The organism is Alistipes sp. 56_sp_Nov_56_25, from assembly GCF_001915285.1.
Taxonomy (GTDB): domain Bacteria; phylum Bacteroidota; class Bacteroidia; order Bacteroidales; family Rikenellaceae; genus Alistipes; species Alistipes shahii.
Genome location: NZ_MNQF01000010.1, coordinates 66,496 through 90,125, shown reverse-complemented (window position 1 = coordinate 90,125; position 23,630 = coordinate 66,496). Strand labels below are relative to the sequence as shown.

Below are 23,630 nucleotides of genomic sequence, written 5' to 3'. Positions count from 1 at the left end.
GGATTTCACCCGCGCGTGGTTCGCCTGGCAGAACACCCTCTTCGGGGAACTGATTCTCAAGCTCGTAAACGACGGGAAAACGGACCTGCTGAATTCCATCCGATAAGAAGAACCGCGCATCCATCGTCCGGAAGGCCCTCTCCCCGGACTTGTTGCGCGGCTCCGAACGCCGCAATGTCGCTGCTCCCGTCTTTTTCCGGCCTTGCCGTCCCTTGGTGGATCGGTTATGAACCGGCCTGCCGGCGTCCGTGCGAAAGGCAGGGGGGCGGGAAATTGCGGGTTTGTTAACGAAAAGATGCGCTCCCTTCCGGGGCGCATCTTCCGTTTCTCCGAAGCGGGGCCTATTCCTCGACCTCTTCGAAATTGCTCTTGTCGACGCCGCAAACCGGGCATGCCCAGTCGTCGGGAATCTCCTCGAACGGCGTTCCGGGGGCGATGCCTCCGTCGGGATCGCCGACTGCGGGATCGTAGATCCACTCGCAGACTACACAACGATACTTTTTCATCTTTTACTCGTTTTATAAGGTGAATAATGGGTATGCAAATTGGCTGCCGCTTATGCCTCCTCCTCGGCATCTTCGTCGGGGCGGTTTCCGCCCGGCGGGGTGAGTTCGGCCACCAGCCGGTCGGCATCGGCGCACGAGACGTAGAGCCGGTCTTCGTAGATGTCCGTGATCTCGACGAAATTCCGCCACTCCGAGGCGTAGAGCCGCACGCGGTCCAGCCTCCGCAGGTCGATGAAGTGTCCGTAGTAGCCGAAGAATCCGCATCCGCCGAAGATCGGCAGAAACCATTTCATGCGTTTGGGGTCCACCCGACGCACCGAGGCGATTTCGTCGCGGCGTATTTCGGTGATGTCCAGCAGACAGCGCACTTCGATCGTCTCGTCCGACACGACGATCTTGCGGGGAATCGACAGCGACATCAGGGCCACCAGCGCCACGATGAACGAGGTGAACCACGCCGAGAGGTAACCCCCTTCGTACAGGTGGTACAGCAGGCCGCCCAGCAGGACGAAGACGATGATGTAAATCAGCGTCCAGTAGATCGTGCTGTGATCGAAGCGGTATTTATACGTGCTCTGCATCGGTAGTCCCTTCTTCGTTTTCGGCCTCTTCGCGTGTGGCGATCAACGCTTCGGCGATGACGAAATCCCCGGGGGTTGTGAGTTTGAGGTTTTCGCGCTCGCCCTCCGCCAGGCAGACCGCCTGCCCGACGGCCTCGACCACCGAAGCGTCGTCGGTGAACTCCGCGCGGTATTCGCTCTCGTAGGCGCGGCGCAGGACCTCTGCGCGGAAGATTTGCGGGGTCTGCACGATGCGCAGAAGCCGGCGGTCGACGATGTGCGACGCAGCGCGCCCCGCGGCGTCCGCCTCTCCGTCCGTTTCGCGGAACGAATCCACCGGCTCCACGACCGGAATCGCAGCCCCGTGTTTTGCGGCGGCTTCGGCCACACGGCGGATCATCGCGACGCTCCCCAGCGGGCGCACGCCGTCCTGCACGGCGATCAGCCCGGGGTCGGACGTCAGCGCGGCCAATCCGTTCCTCACCGAGTGGAACCGCTCCGCGCCTCCCGCGGCGATTTTGTGTTCGGCGACATCGAAACGCGCCGAGAGGTTTTTCCAGAACCCGATGTGCTGTTCGGGAAGTACCGCCACGATCTCGGCGCCGGGCAGCGCCGCGGCGAACGTGTTGATCGTGCGCGCCAGTACGGGCATGCCGTCCAGAAACCGGAACTGCTTGGGCCGTGCGCCGCCTGCGCGGCTTCCGCTGCCCCCTGCTACGATGATGACTCCCGTGCGTTCCATAGGCCTGTCGTTTTATTGTTTGTCGGGTGCTTGTACGGTTGCGTGCAGGACGAGCGAATCGAGCTGCGTGATCTGCTCCTCGGGGCTGACTTCGCCGTTGAGTTCAGCCGTGATGCGGTCGCGGACGAATTCGAACAGCGCGCGGTTCTCCCTGGCGATCGGCTCGGCGGGTTCCGACGGAATCTTCAGCGGGTCGATCGGCGTGCCGTTCTTCCAGACGCGGTAATCGAGGTGCGGGCCGGTCGATGCGCCCGTCGAACCGACGTAGCCGATCAGCTGACCCTGCGACACGCGCGAACCTTTGACGATGCCCTTGGCATAGCCGCTCAAGTGGAGATAACCCGTCATCAGGTTGCCGGCGTGCTTGATCTTGAGCGTGTTGCCGCCTCCGCCGCCCCAGCCTTTGAAGGTCACCGTGCCGTCGGCCACGGCGTGTACGGGCGTACCTTTCGGCGCGGCGTAGTCGACGCCCGTGTGCGGGCGGTAGACCTTGTAGATCGGGTGTTTGCGGGCGTAGGAGAATTTCGAACTGATGCGCGAGTATTTCAGCGGGGCCTTGAGCATCTGCTTGCGCAGGCTCGCGCCGTCCGCCTCCCAGTACTGGATTTTGCCGCCCTGGCGGAACGGGATGGCGTAATACTCCTTGCCGCCCTGCGAGAACTTCGCGCCCCAGATGCGCCCGATGCCCACCGACACCGTGTCGTCGATGAACCGCTCGTCGTAGATCACCGTGAAGTCGTCGCCCTTCTGGATGCCGAAGAAATCCACCGTCCACTGGTAGATGTCCTCCAGTTCGGCGGCCAGAGCGTAGGGCAGCTGCTGCTCCATGATCGCGCCCCAGAGCGAGGAGTTGATCACGGCGCTTTTCTTCGTGCGGCGCAGCGTGTAGGCCTTGGCGTCCTTGCGCACGGAGACCGAGTCGTCGTGGAATCCGAAGACCACATAGTCGGTGACCGATATTTCATAGGCGAGGTAGTCGAGATGGGGTGCGTAGAGCGAATCCTCGTGGATAAAGGCCGTGTACTTGTGCCCGGCGCGGATGTTGCGCAGCGGGAACACCTCCTTCGAGGCTTTGTCCAGCCGGTCGACCGCGAGGGCCGACACGCCGAATCCGTTGAGTATTTTCCCCAGCGTTTCGCCGCTTCCGACCTCCCCGGTCTCGGCGCGGTAATCGTCGGTATTGATGCCGTAGAGCATGTTGTGAGGCTCCTCTGCGTCCTCCACTTCCACCGCCGGACCCTGGGGCCGGTTGCAGGCGCCTGCCGCTGCGAGCAGCAGGGCGCATATCATTATTTTCAGACCGTTCATAAGATGAAGACAAAGATAGTGCAAGACGGGCGCAAATGCAAACTTGTTTGCAATTTGCCGAGCCGCCGCCTGTATAAGGCGCTGCCAAAGATAGTGCAAGCCGGGCGCAATGCCAAATTTTTTTTGCGGATCGCTTGTCGTCGTGCGGTGCGGACCGCAGGGGCTGTCGGTGCTTTTTGACCGTCCGGGAGACAGAACCGCGGCGGTTGCCGCGGGGTATAGCTACCTTTTGGTGTCAAAAGGTAGCGGCTTTCGCGGGAACAACCTCCGGCCCGCGTTGAGCGGGCGCAGCAAGAACAAGACTATGCAGCCTCCCGCTCCGGGCACGCGGGCTGTCGGTTGTTCTTTCTCCGCTGCAAGCGAGAATGCGGCGGTTTAAAACCGCTTCCAGGGGCGATCGTAGGCTTCTGTGCTTCCTGCTTGTTCCGAACGCATCCTTCCCGCCACGTTCCGCGGCGAACGACTCCCGCTTGGCAAAAAAGGCGTTCAGAAAGATGCGGACTAAAAGCGCGAGCGGAGGGGACGGTTTGTTTACAAACCCGCGAATAGTCGCCCGGAGCCAGCGTTAGGCCGCGTCTTTTAGCCTTTTTTGTCGGCGGGTCGGTTTTTGCGCCGCTTTTTGCCGACCAAAAAGCGGCAAAGAACACCAGTCGCAGACTGCGATCAGTACTTTTTGCGGAAAAAAGGTACAAAACACCCGCGACATCGTCACGGCTTTCTCGCTACTTTTGACACCAAAAAGTACAAAGTACCCCGCGGGCGAAGACCGCGGTTAACAGCCGACCAAAAAGCGGCAAACAACATCAGTCGAAGACTGCGATCAGTACTTTTTGCGACCCAACAGCATCTGGAAATCCCCGCGACAGGGAGCGGTGCCCGGGCCTCCGTTTCCGCAAAATCAGTCGCTATTTTCCGCCCTGGAACCAGATTTGCGACTTTTGGTTTGGTGGTCCCGGGAAAAATCGTTACCTTTGAAAGTTATCTGTTCAAACCGATAGAAAGATGCTCAAATGCCTGCTCGCGCCTGCGGCCTTCCTCTATAAAGCGGGGGTGACGTTCCGTCACCGCCTCTTCGACTGGGGCATCCTCAAAAGCGAGAAGTTCGACATTCCGATCATCTGCATCGGCAACATCACCGTCGGCGGCACGGGCAAGACCCCGATGGCCGAAATGGTGATTGCCTACATGTCCCAGATGCACAATGTGGCGCTGCTCTCGCGCGGCTACGGACGCCGCACGAAGGGGTATCTTGAAGTTCGGGCCGATTCGCACTACCGCGACGCGGGCGACGAGCCGCTGCAAATCAAACTCAAGTTTCCCGATACGGTGGTCGCCGTCTGCGAGAAGCGTTCCGAAGGTATCCGCCGCATCTGCGCCGAGCATCCCGAGGTCGATCTGATCGTTATGGATGACGGCTTCCAGCACCGCTACGTGGAGCCGAAAATCAATATCGTGATGATCGACGCCACGCGGCCCGTCCAGCACGACAGGATGCTGCCCGTGGGGACGCTGCGGGACCTTCCGGAGGAGTTGCACCGCGCCCACTATTTCGTAGTCACGAAATGCCCCGAGCGGATGGCCCCGATCGACCGCCGCATTCTGCGCAAGGTGTTGATCCAGGTGGCCTACCAGCGGGTCTATTTCACGCGTTTCGAGAGTTTCATGCCCCAGCCTCTCTATGCCGAGGAGGCGTCCGGCGAGCCGCTGGCGCAGGGGCGGCCGGTGATCGCCCTTTCGGGCATCGGCAACCCGAAGCCCTTCGTGCAGACGCTCCGCGAACGTTACGAGGTCGTGGCCGAGATGACGCTCGACGACCACCATGTCTACAAAGTCCGCGACATGAACGCCCTCGCGGCGCTTCTGGAGAAGCATCCGGGCGCGGTAATTGTTACCACCGAGAAGGATGCCGTCAAGATGACCAACCGGGCGAAAATCCCCGCCCGGGTCCGCAGCAACCTGTACTATTTACCGATAAATATTTCATTCATAGAGGATTCGGCAACGGATTTTCTGCAAAAATTAGAAGAAGATGTTAGAGGAAATTAAGAAAACCGCCGCTTTCGTCAGAACCCGGACCGAGGATTTCGCGCCCGAAGTGGGGATTATACTCGGAACCGGACTGGGCGATTTCGCCGATAAGATCGACGCCCGGTTCATCATCGAATACAAGGACGTTCCCGGATTCCCCGTTTCGACGGTCGAGGGCCACAAGGGCCGCATGATCTTCGGAGAGATCGAAGGCCGCCGGGTCGTCGCCATGCAGGGCCGCTTCCACTACTACGAGGGCTACACGATGCAGCAGGTGACCTTCCCGGTGCGCGTGATGCAGCAGATCGGCATCAAATACCTCTTTGTGTCGAACGCTTCGGGCGGCATCAACCCGTCGTTCCGCGTGGGCGACCTGATGGTCATCACCGACCACATCAACCTGATGCCCAATCCGCTGATCGGTCCCAACATGGCCCAGCTCGGGCCGCGCTTCCCCGACATGCACAACTGCTACGACAAGTCGCTGATCGCCGCTGCCACGAAGATCGCCGAAGAGGAGTCGATCAAGCTCCAGTACGGCGTCTATGTCGGCGGCACGGGTCCCACGTTCGAGACGCAGGCCGAATACCGCTATTTCAAGGCCATCGGCGGCGACGCCGCGGGCATGTCGACCGTTCCCGAGGTGATCGTGGCGCGTCACATGTCGATTCCCGTCTTCGGCGTGTCGGTCATCACCAACTGCGGCCTTTCGGACGAGGTGGGCGATCACGAGGACGTGCAGCGTCAGGGCAAAAAGGCCGGCGTGCGCATGGAGCTTCTTTTCCGTCGAATGATTAAAAACCTGTAAACTTATGGTAAATAAGGTTATATTGATCGGCAACGTGGGCCTCGATCCCGAGGTGCGTACGACCGAGGGCGGCGTGAAGGTCGCCCGCGTCCGTCTGGCGACGACGGAGCGTCTGTTCGACCGGGCGTCGAACGAGACGAAGGAACACACCGAGTGGCATACGATCACCTTGTGGCGCGGTCTTGCCGACGTGGTGGACCGTTTTGTCCGCAAAGGCTCGCAAATCTATATCGAGGGGCGCCTGCGCACCCGCGAATGGATGGACAAGGACAACAACAAACGCTATACGACCGAAATTCTGGCCGACACGATGAACCTCTTGGGGCGTCGCTCGGACAATCCCGCTTCGGACGGCGCTCCGGCTCCCTCCTACGGCGCACAGCCGCAGGGGGCTTCCTATGGCCAGCAGGGCGGTTATCAGCAGCAGACACCCCGTCCGGCAGCGGCTCCGCAGCCCCAGCCGGCGGCTCCTTCGGTCCCGGCCGACGATCCGGACGACCTGCCTTTTTGATTTTCGATTTATAAGCGGCTGTTTCCGCACATCCCTCGAACGGGGCGAATGGAATGTACTTCAAGTACTACCCATCCGCTCCGTTTTTCACGATGCGCGAAACTCACTCGCTTAAAATCAAAAATTGCAGGGATAATCCGAAAAATCCGTTCTCGGAGGGTTTTATGGCTGATGGCTTGGAGTGCTACCGGTTCAGCCACTGCCTGAAATCGGGCACGCGGTCGGTGCTGACGAACGCCTCCTCCCCTTCGGCGAGGGGCGGGTGGAGCACCACCTTGATTCGGCTGCCCGAGTAGCGTATCATCTCCCGGATGGCGTCGAAGGCGACGATGAAACGGCGGTTGATCCGAAAAAAGAGGTTCGGCGGCAGTTTTTCGCCCACTTCGGTCAGCGTGCGGTCGACGATGTAGTCTTTTCCGTCGTGGGTCACGAGGTGGAGGTACTTGCCGTCGGCCATGAAATAGGCGATCTCGGCCGTGGTGACCGATTTCATCCGGGCGCCCATGTGTACCAGGAACCGTTCCTGGTAAACCGGTGGCGTCTGCGTCGGGGCTCCGTGCTCCGCAGACGCGCTTCCCCCCCCCGATAGAAGCCCCAGCTTGTCGATCGCCCGCTGCAAATCCTCGCGTCCGAAGGGTTTCAGCAGGTAGTCGATGCCCTTGTTTTCGAAGGCTTTCAGGGCATAGGAGTCGTAGGCCGTGATGAAGATGACCGGCACGGAGATCTCCGTGCGCTGGAAGATGTCGAACCCGCTGCCGTCTCCGAGGTGGATGTCCATGAAAATCAGGTCGTGACCGACGCCGGCGATGACAGCGGCGGCCTCCGCGACCGACGATGCCGTGGCGACGACCTCGATCTGCGGCGCGACCTCTGCGAGCGTCGTGCGCAGCTCCGCGACCGACAGCGGCTCGTCCTCTATGATAATGGCTCTCATGGCGTGTAAAATTATAAAAAAAACAGTCCGGTGCAAAAACCGGACTGTTTTTTCATCGGGACTCCGAAGGTCTCCGGACCGTTCCCTCGGTTCAGTCGTTCAGCTCGGGGTTGCTGTCGATGGCCGACTGCGGGAAGGGCAGCGTGTAACGCGCGTCATTCGCATTGAGCGTGTAGGTCCGGTCCTTGTAGGTTTTGACGATGGCCGGCCGGGTCGTCCGGCGGAGGTCCATCCAGCGGTGTCCTTCTCCGATCAGTTCGCGGGCGCGCTCGTCGGCGATCTCTGTGCGCAGCTGCTCCGCATCCATCGCTCCGACCTTCGTGCGCTGGGTCTCCATCGCCTCGGGTTTCAGCCGCTTGGCCTTCAGGTCGAGCAGGTATCCCTTGGCCTTTTCCAGTTCCGCAGGCAGGTATGAGCCGGCTTCGGCGGCGATGAGGTACATCTCGGCGATGCGGATCGACACGCGGTCCGACGACGAGCGGTTCACGCAGTATCCCAGCAGCGTCGGCGTCCAGTTTTCGTCGTAGGCATTCACCGGGTTGAGGTAGTTGCGGCGGTTGTCCGTCGCTTCGTCCAGCAGCCCGAGGATCTTGTCCGACAGGATGCTGGCGCCGCGCAGATCGCCGTTTCCGCCGCCGAACGGGCGTTCCCAGGCCAATATGGCTTCCGGAGAGGTCGCTTTCCACGGCAGGTCGCCGCTTTCGGGAGAGGCATTGAAATCCACCAGTTCGTATTTGGGCAGCAGGCCCGTCGCTGCATCGTAAGCCGCCTGCCAGTTGCGCATGTAGAGCATGACGCGTGCCTTGAAGGCGGCGAGCGCATCGAGCGAGAACCGGTAGTTGAGCGTCGGACTCTCCTGTTTCTCCAGGGTCATCGTCCTTTCGGCGGCCTCGATGTCTTCGACGATCTGCCGGTAGACTGCGGCGACGTTCGTCGGGCGGTATTTCTGCTCGATGTCAATGTAGGTGGACAGGGGTACGCCCCGGTCGGTCGAAGCGGTCTGCGGATCGTAGGGCTTCCCGTAGAGGTTCACCAGATCGAAGTGTGCGTAAGCGCGCATGGCATAGGCTTCGCCGAGAATCTGCCGCTTGTCTTCCGAGGAGTCGTCGTCCGCGTCCGCCACGCCGTCGATCACGGCATTGGCCTGGAAGGCGGCGCGGTAATAATATTGGTAGGGATACTCCCACATCTGCGTTTCGTACTGCCAGGTGTAGTTGTAGGAGAGGGCTATGGCGTCGCTGCTGTCGAAGAAGTTGCCTTCGTGGAACATGCCGACCTCATCGGACAGCAGTCCGGTGTAGGCCTTCGAACTGGTGTAGGGAAACCGGCTGTAACCCTCGGTGAGCAGCGCCCGGTATTCCGAGGTCTTGTGGGGAATCACCTTTCCGACAGGCTCGATTTCCAGGTAGTTGCACGAGGCGAGTCCCAGTGCGGCAAGCAGGATATATGCGTTTTTTCTCATTTTTTCAACGTATTAGAAGGTAATGTTCAGTCCGACCGAGTAGGTGCGCGCCATCGGCTGCGCATAGATGTTGCCGTAGGTCTCGGGATCGAAATAGCCGTCGTAGTTCGTGGCGATCACCAGCGGGTTGCGGGCTTCGAAGTGCACGCGCAATCCGGCCATGCGCAGTTTGCGTGTGATTCGCTGCGGGAAGGAGTATCCCAGCCGGATGCTGTTCACGCGGAAGTAGTTGATCTTCCTGTTCCAGATGTCGAGGCTGTTAAACAGGTTGACGTTTGTCGGGAAATTGTCCATGATCCAGTAATAGACCCTGTACGGATCGGGATTCTCGTCCCAGTCGCCCCAGGCCGAACCGTCGGCCTGCAGGTTGCCCGTGAGCGAAGGATAGGTTCCCGAGGTGTTGGACGGCGACCACACCTTGTTCATTTCGGTGGTGTAGTTTTGCCCGGGGTTGGTCTGCGCGGGGTTGTAGAAGGGCGAGCGCGTCATGAGCTGTCCGAAAACGAAGTTGCACGAGATCGCCAGGTCGAAATTCTTGTAGTAGAACCGGTTGTTGAAACCTCCCGTCACATCCGGGTTGCGGGAACCGACGTAGGTCAGGTAGCTGCGCACGTCCTTCTGCGATACATTCATCGCCGGACCGTATTCGAAATATTCCGGAATTCCCAGTCCCCAGGGGTCGCTGGCTTCCACGCGGAAACCGACGAACTCCTGGAGCGAGATCTTCTTTCCGTCGCGCCAGAACATCGGAATGCCGTTTGCGTCCAGCCCGGCGGTTTTGATGGCGAACACGGCGCCCGACGAATAGCCTTGCAGCGAGGGGCTCCAGCTGTTGTCGTCGATACGCACCTTTTCGACCTTGTCGGTGTTGTGGGCGATGTTGATCGAGGTCTCCCAGCGGAAGTCTCGCGTGCGGACGTTCACCGTGTTGAGCGTGAATTCGATACCTTTGCTTGAGATTTCGCCGTAGTTGCTCGATGTCGAGATGAATCCCGTCTCCGAAGGGATCGTGCGCGTGGTGATCAGGTCCTTGCTTCGGCGTCCGTAGAGTTCGAACGTGAAGCCGATACGGTGTTCGAAAGCAGCGAAATCGAGGGCCGTGTTCCACGAATAGGTCGTCTCCCAGCGCAGGTTCTGGTTGGGCGGCGACGTTACGTCGATGCGGTCTTCGCTCGCTCCGCCGAGCGAGGTGCTGTTCCACGTACCGAGAATGTAGGGCGAGGTGGTGCGGTCGATATTGCCCTGGGCGCCGTAGGATACCCGCAGGCGCAGGTTGTCGAGCCACCGGGCGTCGCGCAGGAACCGTTCGCGGTTGATGCTCCATGCGCCCGAGATGGACCACATCGGGTTGAACTTGTATTTGGGGTCCACGCCGAAGAGGTTCGTGCCGTCGTAGCGCATCGAACCGAAAACGGTGTAGCGGTTGTCGTAGGTGTACGACCCTGTGAAGAAGTACGACATGTAGCGGTTTTCGTAGAAGCTTTTCGTATACTGCCTGAAACTCTCGTCGTCCAGCAGGTCGCTGTCTTCGGGTACGTTGATCGGTTTGGTCGTCATCGTTTTGTGGTCGTATCCGAATCCCTTGGTGTGTACGGTCGTGTTGGTTACGCCGCGCATCTCCAGACCGGCCATCAGGTCTAGTTCATGCTTTCCGCCGAACGTGCCCGCATATTCGGCCTGCGCTTTCCAGTTGTACTGCGAGAGGTCGCCGTTCCAGTTCTGGATTACGCCGCCTTTCGGCAGGCGCACTACCTGATCCACCATTGATTTGAGCTGATACTTGCGGGTGAAGTAGGTGTTTTCCTGCGCCATTTTCTCGGTCGCGGAGTTGTCGACCTGCAGGCCGAACTGCGTGTAGAGTTTCAATCCCTTCACCGGACGGTAATCCAGGTCGAAAATCGTCTTGATCGAACGGGTCTTGAGCGTGTACTCCGTGCGGGCGCGTTCCTCCAGGAAGTTGAAGTCGAGCACGTCGGTGTTGCCCGTATTGACCGTCATGTCGGGGTCGTACGCGTAGCTGCCGTCGGGATTGTAGGCGTTGAGGTAGGGGTTCACCGTGCGGGTGTAGCGCGACGGGTTGGTGAACACGTCCGTGTCGGAGAGGTAGGAGTCGTTCTTGTTCTGCCCCACGAACACCGAGGCTCCGAAGCGCAGGTTCTGCAGCAGGTCGTAGTCGGTCTTCATCGTGAGGTTCAGACGCTCGAATCCCGTTCCGACGGTCGTTCCCTGCTCGTTGTAGTAGCCGCCCGAGAAGTAGTAGCCGGTCTTGCCGCTGCCGCCCGAAATGCTGACGCTGTACTGCTGGTTGAGCGCAGTCCGGTAGATTTCGCGGCCCCAGTCGGTGCCGTTGCGGCGCAGGGCGCCGATCGCGCTCTGCGTCTCGGGGGAGAGCGATGCGAGGCTTCCGCCGTTGACGAGCGCCGGGCGCTCCCCGGCCTTGTCCAGGATGCGGGCTACGCCGCCCATGCCCGGCAGGTAGTTGAGCCGGGCGTTCGCCGCCAGCCCCAGCTCCAGATCGACCTTCTGCGAGGCGTTCATCAGGTTGAGGCGCGAGAGGTCGGGACGGTCGGTCACGAACAGCGATGCCGAGACGTTGACGCGCATCGCTTGGTTGCGGAGGCCTTTCTTGGTGGTGATGATGATGACGCCGTTCGCCGCGCGGGCGCCGTAAATGGCCGTCGCGGCGGCGTCTTTCAGTACGGTGATGTCCTCGATGTCCCACGGGTTGAGTCCCGCGATCGACATGTTGTAGAGGTTGTCGACGCTCTCCTTCGACGACCAGTCCTTCGGAATGTCGTTGCCTTCGAGCGGCATGCCGTCGAGCACCCACAGCGGGTCGGTGTTGCCGTTCAGCGTCACGGTGCTTCGGATCTTGATCTTGCTGGCCGCGCCCGGTCCGCCCGTGGTGGGGGTCGACACGAGACCGGCGATCGAGCCGGAGAGCATTTCGTCGACGCTCGCCACGCCGTCCCGCGCGATGTCCGACATCTTGACAGAAGAGATCGACGAGGTCAGTTTGCGTTTCTCGATGCGCTGGTATCCGGTCACCACCACGGCGTCCACCTTGTTGTCCGACGCCGAGAGGTAGATCGTGAAATCGCTCTTGCCCGAAATATCGAGGGTCCGGGCTTCGTAGCCGAGGTAGCTGACCACGACTTTCCGGACGCTTGCGGGCAGTTTGAAGGCGAAGCGTCCCTGCTCGTAGGCGATTGTTCCCTGCGGATTGTAGTCTTTGGCCTGGGTCTCCTCGGGTGCGATGAAGACGGTTGCTCCCACGAGCGGAGCTCCGTCGGCGCGGTCGAGCACCTGGCCCGTGATCTGCCGGGTCTGCTGCGCCAGCGCCAGCAGGGGACAGACCAGAACGAATAGCGTAAGGAATTTTTTCATATTACAAATATAGATGTGTTTGAGTTGTTTTTCTGTTAAATCGAATCTGTTTTTCCGATATTGCTTCGAGATCGTAACCTCTTTAACAGCCCTTTCAGTTGCCGCAAAGCCGTCTTCCCGGGGTGGAAGACGGCTTTTGCAGCGTTTTGGTTTATAACATTCGCAAGGCTTCTTTCAGCCTCAATTCGAGATCGCGGTAATGGTTCCGGGTCGCCTGGTCGTCGCTTTGGAAGCGGCCCTGCACGACGGTCAGCAGCCTTCGCATTTCAGCCCGTTTGGCCGACGTGGTTTCGCTCACGCGCTGCATCATGTCGTAGTTGCGCGCCGTGCGCAAGCCGATCTCCTCGGGTCTCGGCAGCGGTTCGAGGTTCAGCTCGGGAGCGTCCTGCATCAGCGAGCAGGTGCATCCGCGCCCGTCGTGCGCGTGGTCGCGGAGCGTCGATCCCAGCTTGGTGGTCTTCACCATCGTCAGGTTCGACGAGACGATCAGCGCGTCGACGTAGTTCTTCTGGCTCATCCGTTCCCAGATCGAGAGCGAGCGGCCTCCGGGGCGGATGAAGACGGCGCGCGTGATGTCGTCCATCATCTGCTCGGGCGTGTAGGTCTTCGCCCCGCGCCCCTGCCGCGCCTCGACCTCGTACATGCGGACCAGCCGCTGGTCGGCCAGCAGTTCGTAGTAGGTCTTGTACTGGAGTTCGCGCGCGAAGTTGTAGGGGGCGTATTCCATCTGTCCCACGGGCGACGATCGCTGCGCATAGGCCTTGTCCCACGCCTTGGCGCCGAACAGCCATTCGGGGGTGGTGAACACCTCGTCGATGAGGTATTTGACGCTCTTGCGCTGGTAGTCGGCCGGAACCGGCACGTAACGGTCGATGTCGTGTCCCGCCACGACGTTGTTGAGGTAGAAACCGCCGACATTGGTCTTCACATGGTCGGCATAGGCCAGCCACTGGAAGACGATGGCCATCAGCAGCCGGCCGCCTTCGTATTGCAGTTTGCCCTCCTCCGAGGTCCAGTCCGTCACGTGGGGAATGATGCGCCGGAGGTTTTTCAGGCCGTATGTGCTGGCCAGCACGGCGTCGTTGCTCAAGTCTTCCGACTGTGACCGGGGGTCGATGCCTTCGCGCGACTGTTCGCCGTACCAGTATTCGGGATCGTTCTCGTGCTCGCGCAGCCAGGCGTTGAGCGTCGGCAGCTCCTCGTGCGGGTCCTGCACGTCGAGCCAGCGGTAGCCCCAGTTGATGGCGTGTTTGTCGTAGGTTCCGATCTTGGGCGTCAGTTGCGTGATGCCGTCCTCGGGCTGGGCCACGTAGTTGAAGCGGGCGTAGTCCATGATCGAACTGGCCGTCCCGTTCGTTGCGGTGTAGCTCTTCGAGCGGAGCGAATCCACCGGCACGGAGTACGAAGCCCCGAAATTGTGCTTCAGTCCGAGGCTGTGCCCCAGCTCGTGCGACGAGACGAAGCGCACGGCATTGCCCATCACCTCCGTCGGCAGCGTGTTGCCGCGCGCTGCGGGATCCACGGCGCCGGTCTGGAGGCGGATCCAGGCGTGGAGAATGCTCATCACGTTGTGCCACCAGATGATGTCGGCCTCGATGATCTCGCCGCTCCGGGGGTCGATCACCGAAGGGCCCATGGCGTTGGCCATCTCCGAGGCGGCGTAGGTCACCACCGAGTAGCGCACGTCGTCGATGTCGAACTCCCGGTCGTCGGGGGTGACCTCCCGTGCTACGATGGCGTTCTTGAAGCCTGCGGCCTCGAAGGCCTCCTGCCACTCGACGATGCCTTTCTTGATGTAGGGAACCCATACGGGCGGGGTCGCCGGGTCGATCCACAACTCGATCGGCTTCTGCGGTTCGACCAGTTCGCCTTTCTTGTAACGCTCCACGTCCTCGGGTTTCGGCTCCAGCCGCCAGCGGTTGATGAACGCGCGTTCCTCGGCCTTCTGCTGTTCGTCGTTGAAGTAGAGGTGCCCGATCTCGAAATAGCCCACGCGGTCGTCGGAGAACCGCGGTCGCATCGGCTCCCTGGCGAGCAGCACCAGGTTCGAGGTGATCTCCACGGTCAGGGGGATCGTCGTGCCCTCCTCGGTGTGCGAGGTCGAGAGGAGCGATTTGACGATGATGTTTTCGGGGAACGATTTGACGGATTCGATCTTCGAAAGGTCCTTCTTGGGCGAACCGGGCAGTCCGATGGAGCCGAAAACGTTGTTGAAACTCTTTTCGCTGCCGTCGAAGACCTTGTTGACCTTGATGACCACCGATGCCGAATCCTTGCCGTAGGCATCGATCGGGAATTGCTCGATCGCCGTTTCGCGGTAGTTGTCCCTTACGGAGCGGGTGATGCGGTCGCCTTCGGGCGAGGTGATGCGCGGGTCGTAGGTCATGACCCATACCTTTTTATAAAGGGTATCCTTGCGGAAACGCACGATCTTCTCGCCGTAGCCCATGCCTTTGTTGACGCCCGCGTCGTTCAGGGCGTAGGGGACGCCCGAAATCTTGTTGACGATCAGTATGTCGCGGCCCATCAGCGAGTCGGGAATCTCGAACAGGAAGTCGGTTCCCTTGCGGTGCACGTCGAACATGCCCTTGTCGGTCACGGCGCCTTTCAGCAGTTCTTCGTACCCTTTCTTCTCTTTTTTGGTCGTGTCGGCCTTCTCGGCCGCGGCTTCGGTTTTCTTCGACTTGCGGCCCGGCTTGCCCTTCGCTTCGGCCGTCGGGGCCGTCAGCAGGAGGAGCGTCGCCAGCGCAAGCATGCTCCCGATCAATCGTCTCTTGTTCATCGTTTATTATTGCAGTTATCGCGCGAATCGGTAAAATCCGCAGGATGCAATAATAAAATTTAAATTTTTACCGGAAAAACGATCGGGGGCGAATGCCCGGATCGGGGGAGTGAATGCCTCAATCAGGCGGATTACTTTTCGGGCGGCAGCAGCGGCAGACGGCACCGGAAGGTTCCGGCGCCGACCGAAATCGAGATGTTCTCTTCGGTGTAGAACCGATATACCGAGCGGATTCGTTCCAGTCCCATGCCGAGCGACTCCTTGTCGCCGTCGCTGCGCGGCGTGTAGTTGTTCTCGATCAGGAAGCTTTCGCCCTCGGTGCGGATGCGGATGTGCAGCGGGTTGCCGCCCGTGATGCTGTTGTGCTTCACGGCATTCTCGACCAGCGTCTGGAGGCTCATCGAGGGAATCCGCCAGTTGCGCAGCGCGGGGTCGATGGCCGAGGTGAGTTCGATGCGGTCGTCGAAGCGGATTTTCTGAAGCGTGTAGTACTGCCACGTGAAGTCGATCTCCTCGGCGAGCGTCGAGAGTATCTGCTTGCGGCGTTCCAGCACCCGGCGGTAGACGCGCGAGAGGGTTAGCGTGAACTCCCGGGCCTGATCGGGGTTGCAGCGGATCAGCGCGTAGAGCGAATTGAGCGAGTTGAACAGGAAGTGGGGGTCGATCTGCTCCAGCAGCTGTTGCAGGTGGAGCTGTGCCGACTCCCGTTCCGAATGGCGGCGCAGATCGTATTCGCGGCGCCAGCGGCGTTGTGCCAGGACGAGCAGCACGGCGAAGAACAGCATCGAGATCACGGCGGCGAAAACCGTGTAGAAGTGAAAATCGTCGATCTCCTGCTCGATGACCAGCCGCGGGATGCCGATGCCTGCCACCCAGCGGCGTCCGCCCAGCTGAATGGGGTAGTAGATGCGCTCCTCGTCGATGTTGAGATAGTCCGAGATCGCATGAACGGTGACGCTCTGTCCGGTGGCTGCGACCTTCCGGAATGCCGCCAGTCCCGTCGAGTCGCTCGCCGGACGGCCCAGTTTGAGGCTGTCGGGATGGTAGACGATCACCCCTTCGGGATCGAACAGCGTGGCGTATCCGCTGCTGGCCGGACTCTGCGTCATGCAGGTATAGATTTCGGGCAGCGGAAAATCAATGCCGCATATATGCCTGTGGCCCGTGCGGTCCGTCACCGGGCAGGCCATGCTCCAGACCTGAATCCGTCCCGAACCGGTCACATGGCTGCGCACCGAGTCGCCGTCCGTTGCGGCGATGAGCCGCTGCCGGAAATCTCCGGCTGCCTCCGTGGTGCGGGGCGTTTTTCCGCGCGGGTAGCTGCGGATCGTGCGGCCCCCGGCTTCAGCGAACCAGACGCACCCGGCTTTGGGGTCCATCCGCATCAGCGTCGCCGCGAGCACGTGCAGTTCGGCGTCCGTCGGCGCGGTGCGCTCGCGCATGAATTGCACCGAGGCGTCCAGCACCCCCTCCGAACGCTCGAACTCGACCTGTAACAGTCTGTAATGGTATTCGCTGATATGCCTGACGATACGGCCGCTCATCTGCACGGCCACGCCGTTGATCGTGCGTCCGGCGATCAGGATGCCCGCCACGAGCAGGATCAGCAGAACCGTTCCCGTTATCAGAAGCCGCCCTTTGGGGGTATGTCGCTGTCGTGCCATGCGGAACAAATGTAGTGATTTTTTCGCCCCTGCGAAGAAAAACCCCGCGGAAATCTTTCTGCGGGGCCTTGTCTGGTCAGTCGTCCTTGCGTATGTTCAGCCGCTCCCAGAGCCACTCCGGAATCAGCTTCCAGAAGAAGACCATGAGGGCGTAGCGGCGGTCGATGACCACACGACGGCGGGGATGCCGCAGTACGTGCATGATGCGTGCCGCGACCTTTTCCGTGCGCATCAGCATCGGGTAGCGGCCGTCGCCGGAGAGCAGCGGCGTGGCGACGAATCCCGGGCGGATGTCCGTAAAGCGGATGCCGCAGTTTTCCATGCGGGAAAGCTGTGCCAGCGCGTCGATGTAGGTGTTCTGCATCCGCTTGGTCGCCGAATAGGCCGGGGCCGATCCGAGACCTTTCGTGCCGGCGATCGAGCTGATGACGGCGATCCGTCCGCCGCCGTGGCTGCGGAAGTGGCCGAAAGCGGCCGTGACCATCCTGACGAACCCTTCGCCGTTGGTGCGCAGGGTGTTCAGTTCTATGTCGGGGCGCAGCGCGGTGTTGCGGCTGCCGATGCCCGAGGCGTGGAAATAGATCTCCATGCCGCCCAGCCGTTCGACGAGCCGGGCAAGACGTTCGGGAGCGTCGTCGCGGGTGATGTCGATGGTCTCGGTCTCGACCTGGCCGGGGGCTTCGGAGCGGAGGGCTTCGAGGGCCTCCTTGCGGCGTCCGGCGGCTCCGACCCGCCATCCTGCGCGGATGCAGAGCCGGGCGACTTCGAGTCCGATGCCCGATGTGGCGCCCACGATGACGATACGTTTCATGGCGGTTTGATTTTCAGGGTTTCACACACCGAATATACGAAAGGAATGCCGGAAAAGCAAATCTTCCCGGAAAAGAGAAAGAACCCCGGAGGGTTCTCTTTGTCTTATCGGTTTTTTCCGGGTTTCGGATTCTCCCCTTGGAGCGGGGTGAGCAGCGCTGTGCGCTGTTCCGCGGTCAGCCGGGCCGGGGCGATGCGCAGCAGGTAGTGGGTGAGGCTGTTTTCCTCGCCCGAGGTGTAGGCCTGCACGAGTTCCCATCCGCGGCACACCATGTAGTTGAGCGCCTCTATCCCCGAATTGAAGAGCAGTCTGTTGCCTGCGGCGTCTGTCAGGAAGTTGTATTTCAGGACTTCGGTCTTCTGCCCGAAATCGAACAGCACGCCGTTGTCGCGGTGCGTGGGCAGGTGGTGGGCCGTGATCTCGCAGTAGACATGGGGCGGCAGCGTCGGCAGGGTGTCGGCCTCGATGCTCTGCGCCGAACCGAGTCCGGCGTACGCCAGCGCTGCGAGCAGGAAAAGGACCCTTTTCATCGGACCGTCATTTTTCGTTCAACTCGTACTGTACGCACTCGATTCCCACGCGGCGCAACAGGTTCAGCCCCTCTTCCGAACGGTAATCCTCCGAGTAAACCACCCGCCTGATCCCCGCCTGAATGATCAGTTTCGAACATTCGATGCAGGGTGCGGCGGTGATGTAGAGCGTCGATCCGTCGCAGTTGTTGGCCGATTTGGCGACCTTGGTGATGGCGTTGGCCTCGGCGTGGAGCACATAGGGTTTGGTGTGGCCCTCGTCGTCCTCGCAGACGTTCTCGAAACCCGACGGCGTGCCGTTGTAGCCGTCCGAAATGATCATCTTGTCCTTGACGATCAGCGCCCCGACCTTGCGGCGTACGCAGTATGAATTTTCGGCCCAGATACTCGCCATGCGCAGGTAGCGCATGTCCAGCTGGCGTTGCTTCTCCTCCAGGTAACCCATAATTTTGAATTCTGGTTCTAAATTATGAATCGGAACTGTCAGGGTAAAGGCTTACAGGCCTTTACCGTGACAGTTCTTATACTTCTTGCCCGATCCGCAGGGACACGGATCGTTGCGTCCGGCCTTTTTCTCGGCGTGCAGGGGCATCGGCTTCTGCCGCTCCTCCTGTCCGGCCTGGGCCGCGGCCTGCATGCGCGAAGCCTGCAACTTGTTGACGTCGACCTTGGCGCGCTCCTGCTGCTGGCGCTGCACCGCTTCGGCGTTCTGGTCGCGCACGGGAATATAGGCCTTGTTCAGGATGGCCAGCACGTCGCGGTTGACCTTGATGATCATTTTCGAGAACAGTCCGAAGGACTCGAACTTGTAGATCAGCAGCGGGTCTTTCTGCTCGTAGGTGGCGTTCTGCACGCTCTGGCGCAGGTCGTCCATCTCGCGCAGGTGTTCGCGCCATGCGTCGTCGATGGTGGTGAACATCACCACTTTCGAGAATACCTTGTAAATCTCCGCGCCGTCCGAGCTCTGGCATTTCCGCAGGTTGACCGGCACGTTGTAGCCCAGGTGTCCGTCCGTCAGCGGGAAGTAGATGTTCGAATCCAGCTGGTCCTTGCGGTCCTCGTAGATGCGCTCCATGACCGGACGCACCGTGTCGGCCACGGCCTTCGCGCGGCGTGCGTAGGCCTCCTTGAGGGCCTTGACGATCGCCTCGACCAGTTCGCCGGGTTTCGCGTCCTTGTACGTCGCCTCGTCGATCTGCGGCTCCACGGCCACCTCGCGGATCAGCTCCATGCGGAAATCCTCGAATTCGATGCCGCGGTTCTCCTCCACGAAGTTGTCGGCGTAGTCGTACATGATGTTGTTCAGGTCGATCTCGATGCGCTCGCCGTAGAGTGCGTGGCGACGGCGGGTGTAGATCACCTCGCGCTGCGAGTTCATCACGTCGTCGTATTCCAGCAGTCGCTTGCGGATGCCGAAGTTGTTCTCCTCGACCTTCTTCTGGGCGCGCTCGATGGCCTTGGTCATCATGCCGGCCTGAATCACCGAACCGAACAGACGCATCAGGTCGTCTTCGAGCGATACGAAGAACTGCGACGATCCGGGGTCGCCCTGACGTCCGGCGCGTCCGCGCAGCTGGCGGTCGACGCGGCGGCTCTCGTGACGCTCCGTGCCGATGATCGCCAGACCTCCCGCGGCCTTCACCTCGGGCGTCAGCTTGATGTCGGTACCGCGGCCGGCCATGTTGGTCGCGATGGTCACCTGTCCCGAGCGTCCTGCCTCGGCCACGACCTGCGCCTCCAGCGCGTGCTGCTTGGCGTTCAGCACGTTGTGCCTGATGCCGCGCAGTTTGAGCATGCGGCTCAACAGCTCCGAGATCTCGACCGACGTGGTGCCGACCAGCACCGGACGTCCCGCCTCGACGAGTTTGACGATCTCCTCGATCACGGCGTTGTATTTCTCGCGCTTGGTTTTGTAGATCAGGTCCTGACGGTCGTCGCGGACCACCTTGCGGTTGGTCGGGATCACCACGACGTCCAGTTTGTAGATGCTCCAGAACTCCGACGCCTCCGTCTCGGCCGTACCGGTCATGCCGCCCAGCTTGTGGTACATGCGGAAGTAGTTCTGCAACGTGATGGTGGCGAAGGTCTGCGTCGCGGCCTCGACCTTCACGTGCTCCTTGGCCTCGATGGCCTGGTGGAGTCCGTCCGAGTAGCGGCGTCCTTCGAGGATACGGCCCGTCTGCTCGTCGACGATCTTCACCTTGTTGTCCATCACCACATACTCGATGTCCTTTTCGAACATGGCGAAGGCTTTCAGCAGCTGGATCACCGTGTGCACGCGCTCCGACTTGATCGAGTAGTCGTTGATCACCTCGTCGCGTTTCTGCGCCTTCTCCTCGGGCGTCAGGCTGCTTTTCTCCAGTTCTGCGACTTCGGCGCCGATGTCGGGCATCACGAAGAATCCGTCTTCGTTGAAGTATTTCGACAGCGCCTCGTGGCCCTTGTCCGTGAGTTCCACCGAGTTGAGTTTCTCGTCGATGACGAAGTAGAGGTCGTCGGTGATCTCGGGCATGCGGCGGTTGTTGTCCTGCATGTAGGTGTTCTCGGTCTTCTGCATCAGCGCCTTGACGCCCTGTTCCGAGAGGTATTTGATCAGCGGTTTGTACTTCGGCAGACCCTTGTGGGCGCGGTAGAGCTTCACGCCGCCCTCGTCGTTCTTGCCCTCCGAGATCAGCTGGCGCGCCTCGGCCAGCAGGGCCGTCACGAGGTTCTTTTGCAGGTTGTAGAGGCTTTCGATGGCCGGGCGGTACTGCTCGAACATCTGGTCGTCGCCCTTGGGCACGGGTCCCGAGATGATGAGCGGCGTCCGGGCGTCGTCGATCAGCACGGAGTCGACCTCGTCGACGATGGCGAAATGGTGCTTGCGCTGCACGAGGTCCTTGGGCGACGAAGCCATGTTGTCGCGCAGGTAGTCGAAGCCGTATTCGTTGTTGGTTCCGAACGTGATGTCGGCCATGTAAGCCTCGCGGCGGGCGTCGGAGTTGGGCTGCGTGTCGTCGATGCAGGCCACCGACAGTCCGTGGAACTGGTACATCGGGCCCATCCACTCGGAGTCGCGCTTGGCGAGGTAGTTGTTCACCGTCACCATGTGCACGCCCTTCTTGGCCAGCGCGTTGAGGAATACGGGGAGCGTCGCCACGAGGGTCTTGCCCTCGCCCGTCGCCATCTCGGCGATCTTGCCCTGGTGGAGCACCACGCCGCCGAACAGCTGCACGTCGTAGTGGATCATGTCCCATTTCGTGTCGTTGCCGCCGGCGAGCCAGTGTGTCGCGTAAACGGCCTTGTCGCCCTCGATGGTGACGAAATCCTTCGTCGCCGCCAGGTTGCGGTCGAAGTCGTTTGCCGTCACCACGACCGTCTCGTTCTGTGCGAAACGGCGCGCCGTGTCCTTCATAATGGCGAATGCCTCGGGAAGGATCTTGTCGAGCACCTCCTCGATTTTCTCGTCGATGCGCTTGGTCGTTTCGTCGATCTCCTTCGAAATTTTCTCCTTCTCTTCGAGCTGCGTTTCGGGCTTTTCGAGTATGGCTTTCAGCTCGACGATGCGGGCCTCGTCCGCGGCGATGAAGTCGGCGATCTGCTTTTTCAGCGCTTCGCTGTGCGCGCGCAGCTCGTCGTTGGTGAGTTTCTCGATCGAGGGGTAGACGGCCTTGATCTTTTCCAGATAAGGCTCGATCTGTTTGCGGTCCTTGTCGGCTTTCGAGCCGAAGAGGGCTTTGATTATACTTGCAACTATATCCATAATGCGTTTATTGTTTTCTCGGTTCGGGTTCTAAATCTTACAAAGATACTCATTTTTTGCGATTTGTCAATCTTCGGCGAGGCTTTTTGCGATCCGCCGTCCGACGGGACATTCCGCGCAGCGGCGTGCGGCGCAGTATTCGGTGGCCAGTTGCAGCAGGGCCTGCGATTCGAAGGCGTTGCGCGGACGCACGCCGGCGGCCTGCCATGCGCGCATGTAGCGGTTGTCTTCGGCCGGCAGACGTTCGAGGAGCGTCAGGGCGCTGTCGCGCAAACGTTCGCTGCCGGTGTAGCTTCCGTAGGCGAATTGCAGGACGGCGACGAGGTTGATTCCGATGATGTTGGCCTTGAACGCCCCGATGCGCTTGGGACTTTCGTCGCTCTCGGCGCCGGGGACGTGGTGCGTGCGCCAGTAGGAGGGCGCTTCGATGCAGAAAAGCCGCCGGACGTCCTCCTCCGTGCGGCAGGCCATGGCGCGTTCCATGATGAACTCGTCCTGCGCGAAGAACTCCGCGGCCTGCGCCAGCCGCAGCACGGGGTGGTTGGCCGGACGAATCTCCGTGAGCGCCCACTCCGAAGCGTCCGTCGCCTCGATCCCGTATTTGGCTGCGAGGTACTCGAAACTGCGCCGCAGATCGAGCGTGTAGGCGTCGCCGCGGTAGAGTTCCAGAAGCCCCGAGGCGCCGAGAAGCATCGCTTCGACGGCATGCGGGGCGAGCCGTTCGCGCAGCACGATTTTGTAGGGGACCTTCCGGGCCAGCCGCAGGAAGGCTTCCTGATTCTGACGGTCGCCCAGCGTGCGGAAATAGAGCAGGTAGAAAGTCTGGTTCCAGTTCCCGTCGGCTTCGCCGTGCAGGGTTTCGACCGTGCGCATTTTCCGTTGCAGGCGGTCGAAGATCAGCGCCGTGCAGATTTCGGTGCGTTGCAGTCCGTCGAGCGCGGCCAGATAACCGCCGCAGGCGTAAGTCCCGGCCCCGGCCCGCAGCCGTTCGATCGTCCGTGCCTCCGCCTCCGTCATATCAGAACAGGTTGAGTTCCAGCAGGGCCTCTTCGGACATCATGCTCTTGTCCCACACGGGGTCGAACGTGAGGATGACGTTCACCGATTTCACGCCCTTGACCTTGCCGACCTGTATGTTCACGTCCTCGACCAGCATGTCGGCCATCGGGCAGTTGGGGGCCGTGAGCGTCATGCGGATCGTCGCCACGCCGTCGGGCGTGTAGTCGATTTCGTAGATCAGCCCCAGGTCGTAGATGTTGACCGGGATTTCCGGGTCGTATATGTTCTTGAGGGTCGCGACGATGTCCTTTTCCACCTCAAGTATTTCGTCAGGTGACATACCCTAATTGTGAATTATGAATTGTGAATTATGAATTGCTTTTGGCCTGAAAAGCCAAAGCGTACAACCGCATCTGCTTGACCATCGCCGCCAGCCCGTTGGCCCGCGTGGGCGAGAGGTTGGCCGCAAGTCCGATGGCGTCGATGAAATAGAGTTCCGTATCGAGAATCTCCTGCGGCGTGCGCCCGTTCAGCACGCGGATCAATAACGCGATGATGCCCTTGGTTATTATGGCGTCGCTGTCGGCCGCGTAGTACACCCGGCCGTCCTCCAGTTTCGCATCCACCCACACCCGCGACTGGCAGCCCTCGATCAGGTACCGTTCGGTGCGGTGTTCTGGGGCGATGGCCGGGAGCGTCTCGCTCAGGCCGATCAGGTAGTCGTATTTGTCGAGCCAGTCGTCGAATACGGAAAACTCTTCGATGATCTCGTCTTGTATGCTATCCATGGTATAACGTTTTTTTATGGTCGTTTCTCTTCCGTGCGTCGTTTGCCGGTCTGATTCCATTCCGCCCC

General features: G+C 60.7%; 20 protein-coding genes. 4 read left to right on the top strand and 16 right to left on the bottom strand.

What is annotated here, in order from left to right:
* Nucleotides 1-106: glycoside hydrolase family 125 protein (locus tag BHV64_RS04985; RefSeq protein WP_288115618.1), on the top strand; the 106-nt coding region annotated here is incomplete at its 5' end.
* A 235-nt stretch (nt 107-341) separates the two neighbouring features.
* On the opposite strand, the gene rd is transcribed toward BHV64_RS04985, so the two are convergent.
* Genes rd through BHV64_RS04965 form a run of 4 tightly spaced genes read right to left on the bottom strand, consistent with a single transcriptional unit; the run spans nt 342 to nt 3,116 of the window.
* Complete coding sequence (rd, locus tag BHV64_RS04980) at nt 342-506, bottom strand: rubredoxin (protein ID WP_015547243.1); 165 nt, start codon at nt 504-506, stop codon at nt 342-344.
* Nucleotides 507-556: 50 nt separating this feature from the next.
* A complete protein-coding gene (locus BHV64_RS04975; protein ID WP_217727717.1) occupies nt 557-1,087 on the bottom strand; it encodes a PH domain-containing protein in 531 nt (176 codons plus the stop codon).
* Nucleotides 1,071-1,808, bottom strand: a complete 738-nt coding sequence (ispD, locus tag BHV64_RS04970; RefSeq protein ID WP_288115616.1) for a 2-C-methyl-D-erythritol 4-phosphate cytidylyltransferase — start codon at nt 1,806-1,808, stop codon at nt 1,071-1,073. The genes BHV64_RS04975 and ispD overlap by 17 nt, the downstream gene beginning before the upstream one ends.
* A gap of 12 nt (nt 1,809-1,820) precedes the next feature.
* On the bottom strand, nt 1,821-3,116 hold the full coding sequence (locus BHV64_RS04965) for a peptidoglycan DD-metalloendopeptidase family protein (RefSeq protein WP_288115614.1): 1,296 nt from the start codon (nt 3,114-3,116) through the stop codon (nt 1,821-1,823).
* A gap of 1,002 nt (nt 3,117-4,118) precedes the next feature.
* Here BHV64_RS04965 and lpxK point away from each other — a divergent pair.
* From lpxK to BHV64_RS04950, 3 genes are read left to right on the top strand one after another with little or no spacing between them, the layout of a single operon-like run.
* Complete coding sequence (gene lpxK / locus BHV64_RS04960) at nt 4,119-5,162, top strand: tetraacyldisaccharide 4'-kinase (protein ID WP_015547238.1); 1,044 nt, start codon at nt 4,119-4,121, stop codon at nt 5,160-5,162.
* On the top strand, nt 5,146-5,952 hold the full coding sequence (locus tag BHV64_RS04955) for a purine-nucleoside phosphorylase (protein ID WP_015547237.1): 807 nt from the start codon (nt 5,146-5,148) through the stop codon (nt 5,950-5,952). Before lpxK ends, BHV64_RS04955 begins: the two co-directional genes overlap by 17 nt.
* 4 nt (nt 5,953-5,956) lie before the next feature.
* The gene (locus BHV64_RS04950; protein WP_022062656.1) at nt 5,957-6,463 is read left to right on the top strand and encodes a single-stranded DNA-binding protein; all 507 of its coding nucleotides are present in this window, start codon (nt 5,957-5,959) and stop codon (nt 6,461-6,463) included.
* A gap of 184 nt (nt 6,464-6,647) precedes the next feature.
* Here the strand turns inward: BHV64_RS04950 and BHV64_RS04945 are convergent, their stop codons facing one another.
* The 12 genes from BHV64_RS04945 to BHV64_RS04890 all read right to left on the bottom strand — a co-directional run bounded on the left by BHV64_RS04945 (nt 6,648) and on the right by BHV64_RS04890 (nt 23,562).
* Nucleotides 6,648-7,397, bottom strand: a complete 750-nt coding sequence (locus BHV64_RS04945; RefSeq protein WP_015547236.1) for a LytR/AlgR family response regulator transcription factor — start codon at nt 7,395-7,397, stop codon at nt 6,648-6,650.
* 91 nt (nt 7,398-7,488) lie between these two features.
* The gene (locus BHV64_RS04940) at nt 7,489-8,859 is read right to left on the bottom strand and encodes a RagB/SusD family nutrient uptake outer membrane protein (RefSeq protein WP_118406729.1); all 1,371 of its coding nucleotides are present in this window, start codon (nt 8,857-8,859) and stop codon (nt 7,489-7,491) included.
* A gap of 12 nt (nt 8,860-8,871) precedes the next feature.
* Nucleotides 8,872-12,246 (bottom strand): SusC/RagA family TonB-linked outer membrane protein, encoded by a 3,375-nt coding sequence (locus tag BHV64_RS04935; RefSeq protein ID WP_288115613.1) that lies wholly within the window; start codon nt 12,244-12,246, stop codon nt 8,872-8,874.
* A gap of 151 nt (nt 12,247-12,397) precedes the next feature.
* Nucleotides 12,398-15,028, bottom strand: coding sequence for a zinc-dependent metalloprotease (locus tag BHV64_RS04930; protein ID WP_288115612.1), 2,631 nt, complete (start codon nt 15,026-15,028; stop codon nt 12,398-12,400).
* A gap of 131 nt (nt 15,029-15,159) precedes the next feature.
* Entirely contained in the window at nt 15,160-16,692 is a 1,533-nt protein-coding gene (locus tag BHV64_RS04925; RefSeq protein ID WP_288115611.1) for a histidine kinase, read from the bottom strand.
* Nucleotides 16,693-16,768: 76 nt separating this feature from the next.
* The gene (locus BHV64_RS04920) at nt 16,769-17,503 is read right to left on the bottom strand and encodes an SDR family NAD(P)-dependent oxidoreductase (protein WP_118406732.1); all 735 of its coding nucleotides are present in this window, start codon (nt 17,501-17,503) and stop codon (nt 16,769-16,771) included.
* Nucleotides 17,504-17,607: 104 nt separating this feature from the next.
* Nucleotides 17,608-18,033 (bottom strand): hypothetical protein, encoded by a 426-nt coding sequence (locus tag BHV64_RS04915; protein ID WP_288115610.1) that lies wholly within the window; start codon nt 18,031-18,033, stop codon nt 17,608-17,610.
* A 7-nt stretch (nt 18,034-18,040) separates the two neighbouring features.
* A complete protein-coding gene (locus BHV64_RS04910) occupies nt 18,041-18,478 on the bottom strand; it encodes a deoxycytidylate deaminase (protein WP_015547231.1) in 438 nt (145 codons plus the stop codon).
* Between the two features lie 51 nt (nt 18,479-18,529).
* A complete protein-coding gene (gene secA / locus BHV64_RS04905) occupies nt 18,530-21,775 on the bottom strand; it encodes a preprotein translocase subunit SecA (protein WP_288115609.1) in 3,246 nt (1,081 codons plus the stop codon).
* A 66-nt stretch (nt 21,776-21,841) separates the two neighbouring features.
* Nucleotides 21,842-22,792 (bottom strand): DUF2851 family protein, encoded by a 951-nt coding sequence (locus BHV64_RS04900; protein WP_022062647.1) that lies wholly within the window; start codon nt 22,790-22,792, stop codon nt 21,842-21,844.
* Nucleotide 22,793: 1 nt separating this feature from the next.
* Nucleotides 22,794-23,114: a metal-sulfur cluster assembly factor gene (locus BHV64_RS04895; RefSeq protein WP_022062646.1), complete on the bottom strand. Its 321-nt coding sequence runs from the start codon at nt 23,112-23,114 to the stop codon at nt 22,794-22,796.
* Between the two features lie 28 nt (nt 23,115-23,142).
* Complete coding sequence (locus tag BHV64_RS04890; RefSeq protein ID WP_015547227.1) at nt 23,143-23,562, bottom strand: SufE family protein; 420 nt, start codon at nt 23,560-23,562, stop codon at nt 23,143-23,145.
* Nucleotides 23,563-23,630 lie beyond the last annotated feature (68 nt).

Coding starts and splice junctions, on each gene's coding strand:
- rd (WP_015547243.1), bottom strand. CDS start 506: ATGAAAAAGTATCGTTGTGTAGTCTGCGAGTGGATCTACGATCCCGCA.
- BHV64_RS04975 (WP_217727717.1), bottom strand. CDS start 1,087: ATGCAGAGCACGTATAAATACCGCTTCGATCACAGCACGATCTACTGG.
- ispD (WP_288115616.1), bottom strand. CDS start 1,808: ATGGAACGCACGGGAGTCATCATCGTAGCAGGGGGCAGCGGAAGCCGC.
- BHV64_RS04965 (WP_288115614.1), bottom strand. CDS start 3,116: ATGAACGGTCTGAAAATAATGATATGCGCCCTGCTGCTCGCAGCGGCA.
- lpxK (WP_015547238.1), top strand. CDS start 4,119: ATGCTCAAATGCCTGCTCGCGCCTGCGGCCTTCCTCTATAAAGCGGGG.
- BHV64_RS04955 (WP_015547237.1), top strand. CDS start 5,146: ATGTTAGAGGAAATTAAGAAAACCGCCGCTTTCGTCAGAACCCGGACC.
- BHV64_RS04950 (WP_022062656.1), top strand. CDS start 5,957: ATGGTAAATAAGGTTATATTGATCGGCAACGTGGGCCTCGATCCCGAG.
- BHV64_RS04945 (WP_015547236.1), bottom strand. CDS start 7,397: ATGAGAGCCATTATCATAGAGGACGAGCCGCTGTCGGTCGCGGAGCTG.
- BHV64_RS04940 (WP_118406729.1), bottom strand. CDS start 8,859: ATGAGAAAAAACGCATATATCCTGCTTGCCGCACTGGGACTCGCCTCG.
- BHV64_RS04935 (WP_288115613.1), bottom strand. CDS start 12,246: ATGAAAAAATTCCTTACGCTATTCGTTCTGGTCTGTCCCCTGCTGGCG.
- BHV64_RS04930 (WP_288115612.1), bottom strand. CDS start 15,028: ATGAACAAGAGACGATTGATCGGGAGCATGCTTGCGCTGGCGACGCTC.
- BHV64_RS04925 (WP_288115611.1), bottom strand. CDS start 16,692: ATGGCACGACAGCGACATACCCCCAAAGGGCGGCTTCTGATAACGGGA.
- BHV64_RS04920 (WP_118406732.1), bottom strand. CDS start 17,503: ATGAAACGTATCGTCATCGTGGGCGCCACATCGGGCATCGGACTCGAA.
- BHV64_RS04915 (WP_288115610.1), bottom strand. CDS start 18,033: ATGAAAAGGGTCCTTTTCCTGCTCGCAGCGCTGGCGTACGCCGGACTC.
- BHV64_RS04910 (WP_015547231.1), bottom strand. CDS start 18,478: ATGGGTTACCTGGAGGAGAAGCAACGCCAGCTGGACATGCGCTACCTG.
- secA (WP_288115609.1), bottom strand. CDS start 21,775: ATGGATATAGTTGCAAGTATAATCAAAGCCCTCTTCGGCTCGAAAGCC.
- BHV64_RS04900 (WP_022062647.1), bottom strand. CDS start 22,792: ATGACGGAGGCGGAGGCACGGACGATCGAACGGCTGCGGGCCGGGGCC.
- BHV64_RS04895 (WP_022062646.1), bottom strand. CDS start 23,114: ATGTCACCTGACGAAATACTTGAGGTGGAAAAGGACATCGTCGCGACC.
- BHV64_RS04890 (WP_015547227.1), bottom strand. CDS start 23,562: ATGGATAGCATACAAGACGAGATCATCGAAGAGTTTTCCGTATTCGAC.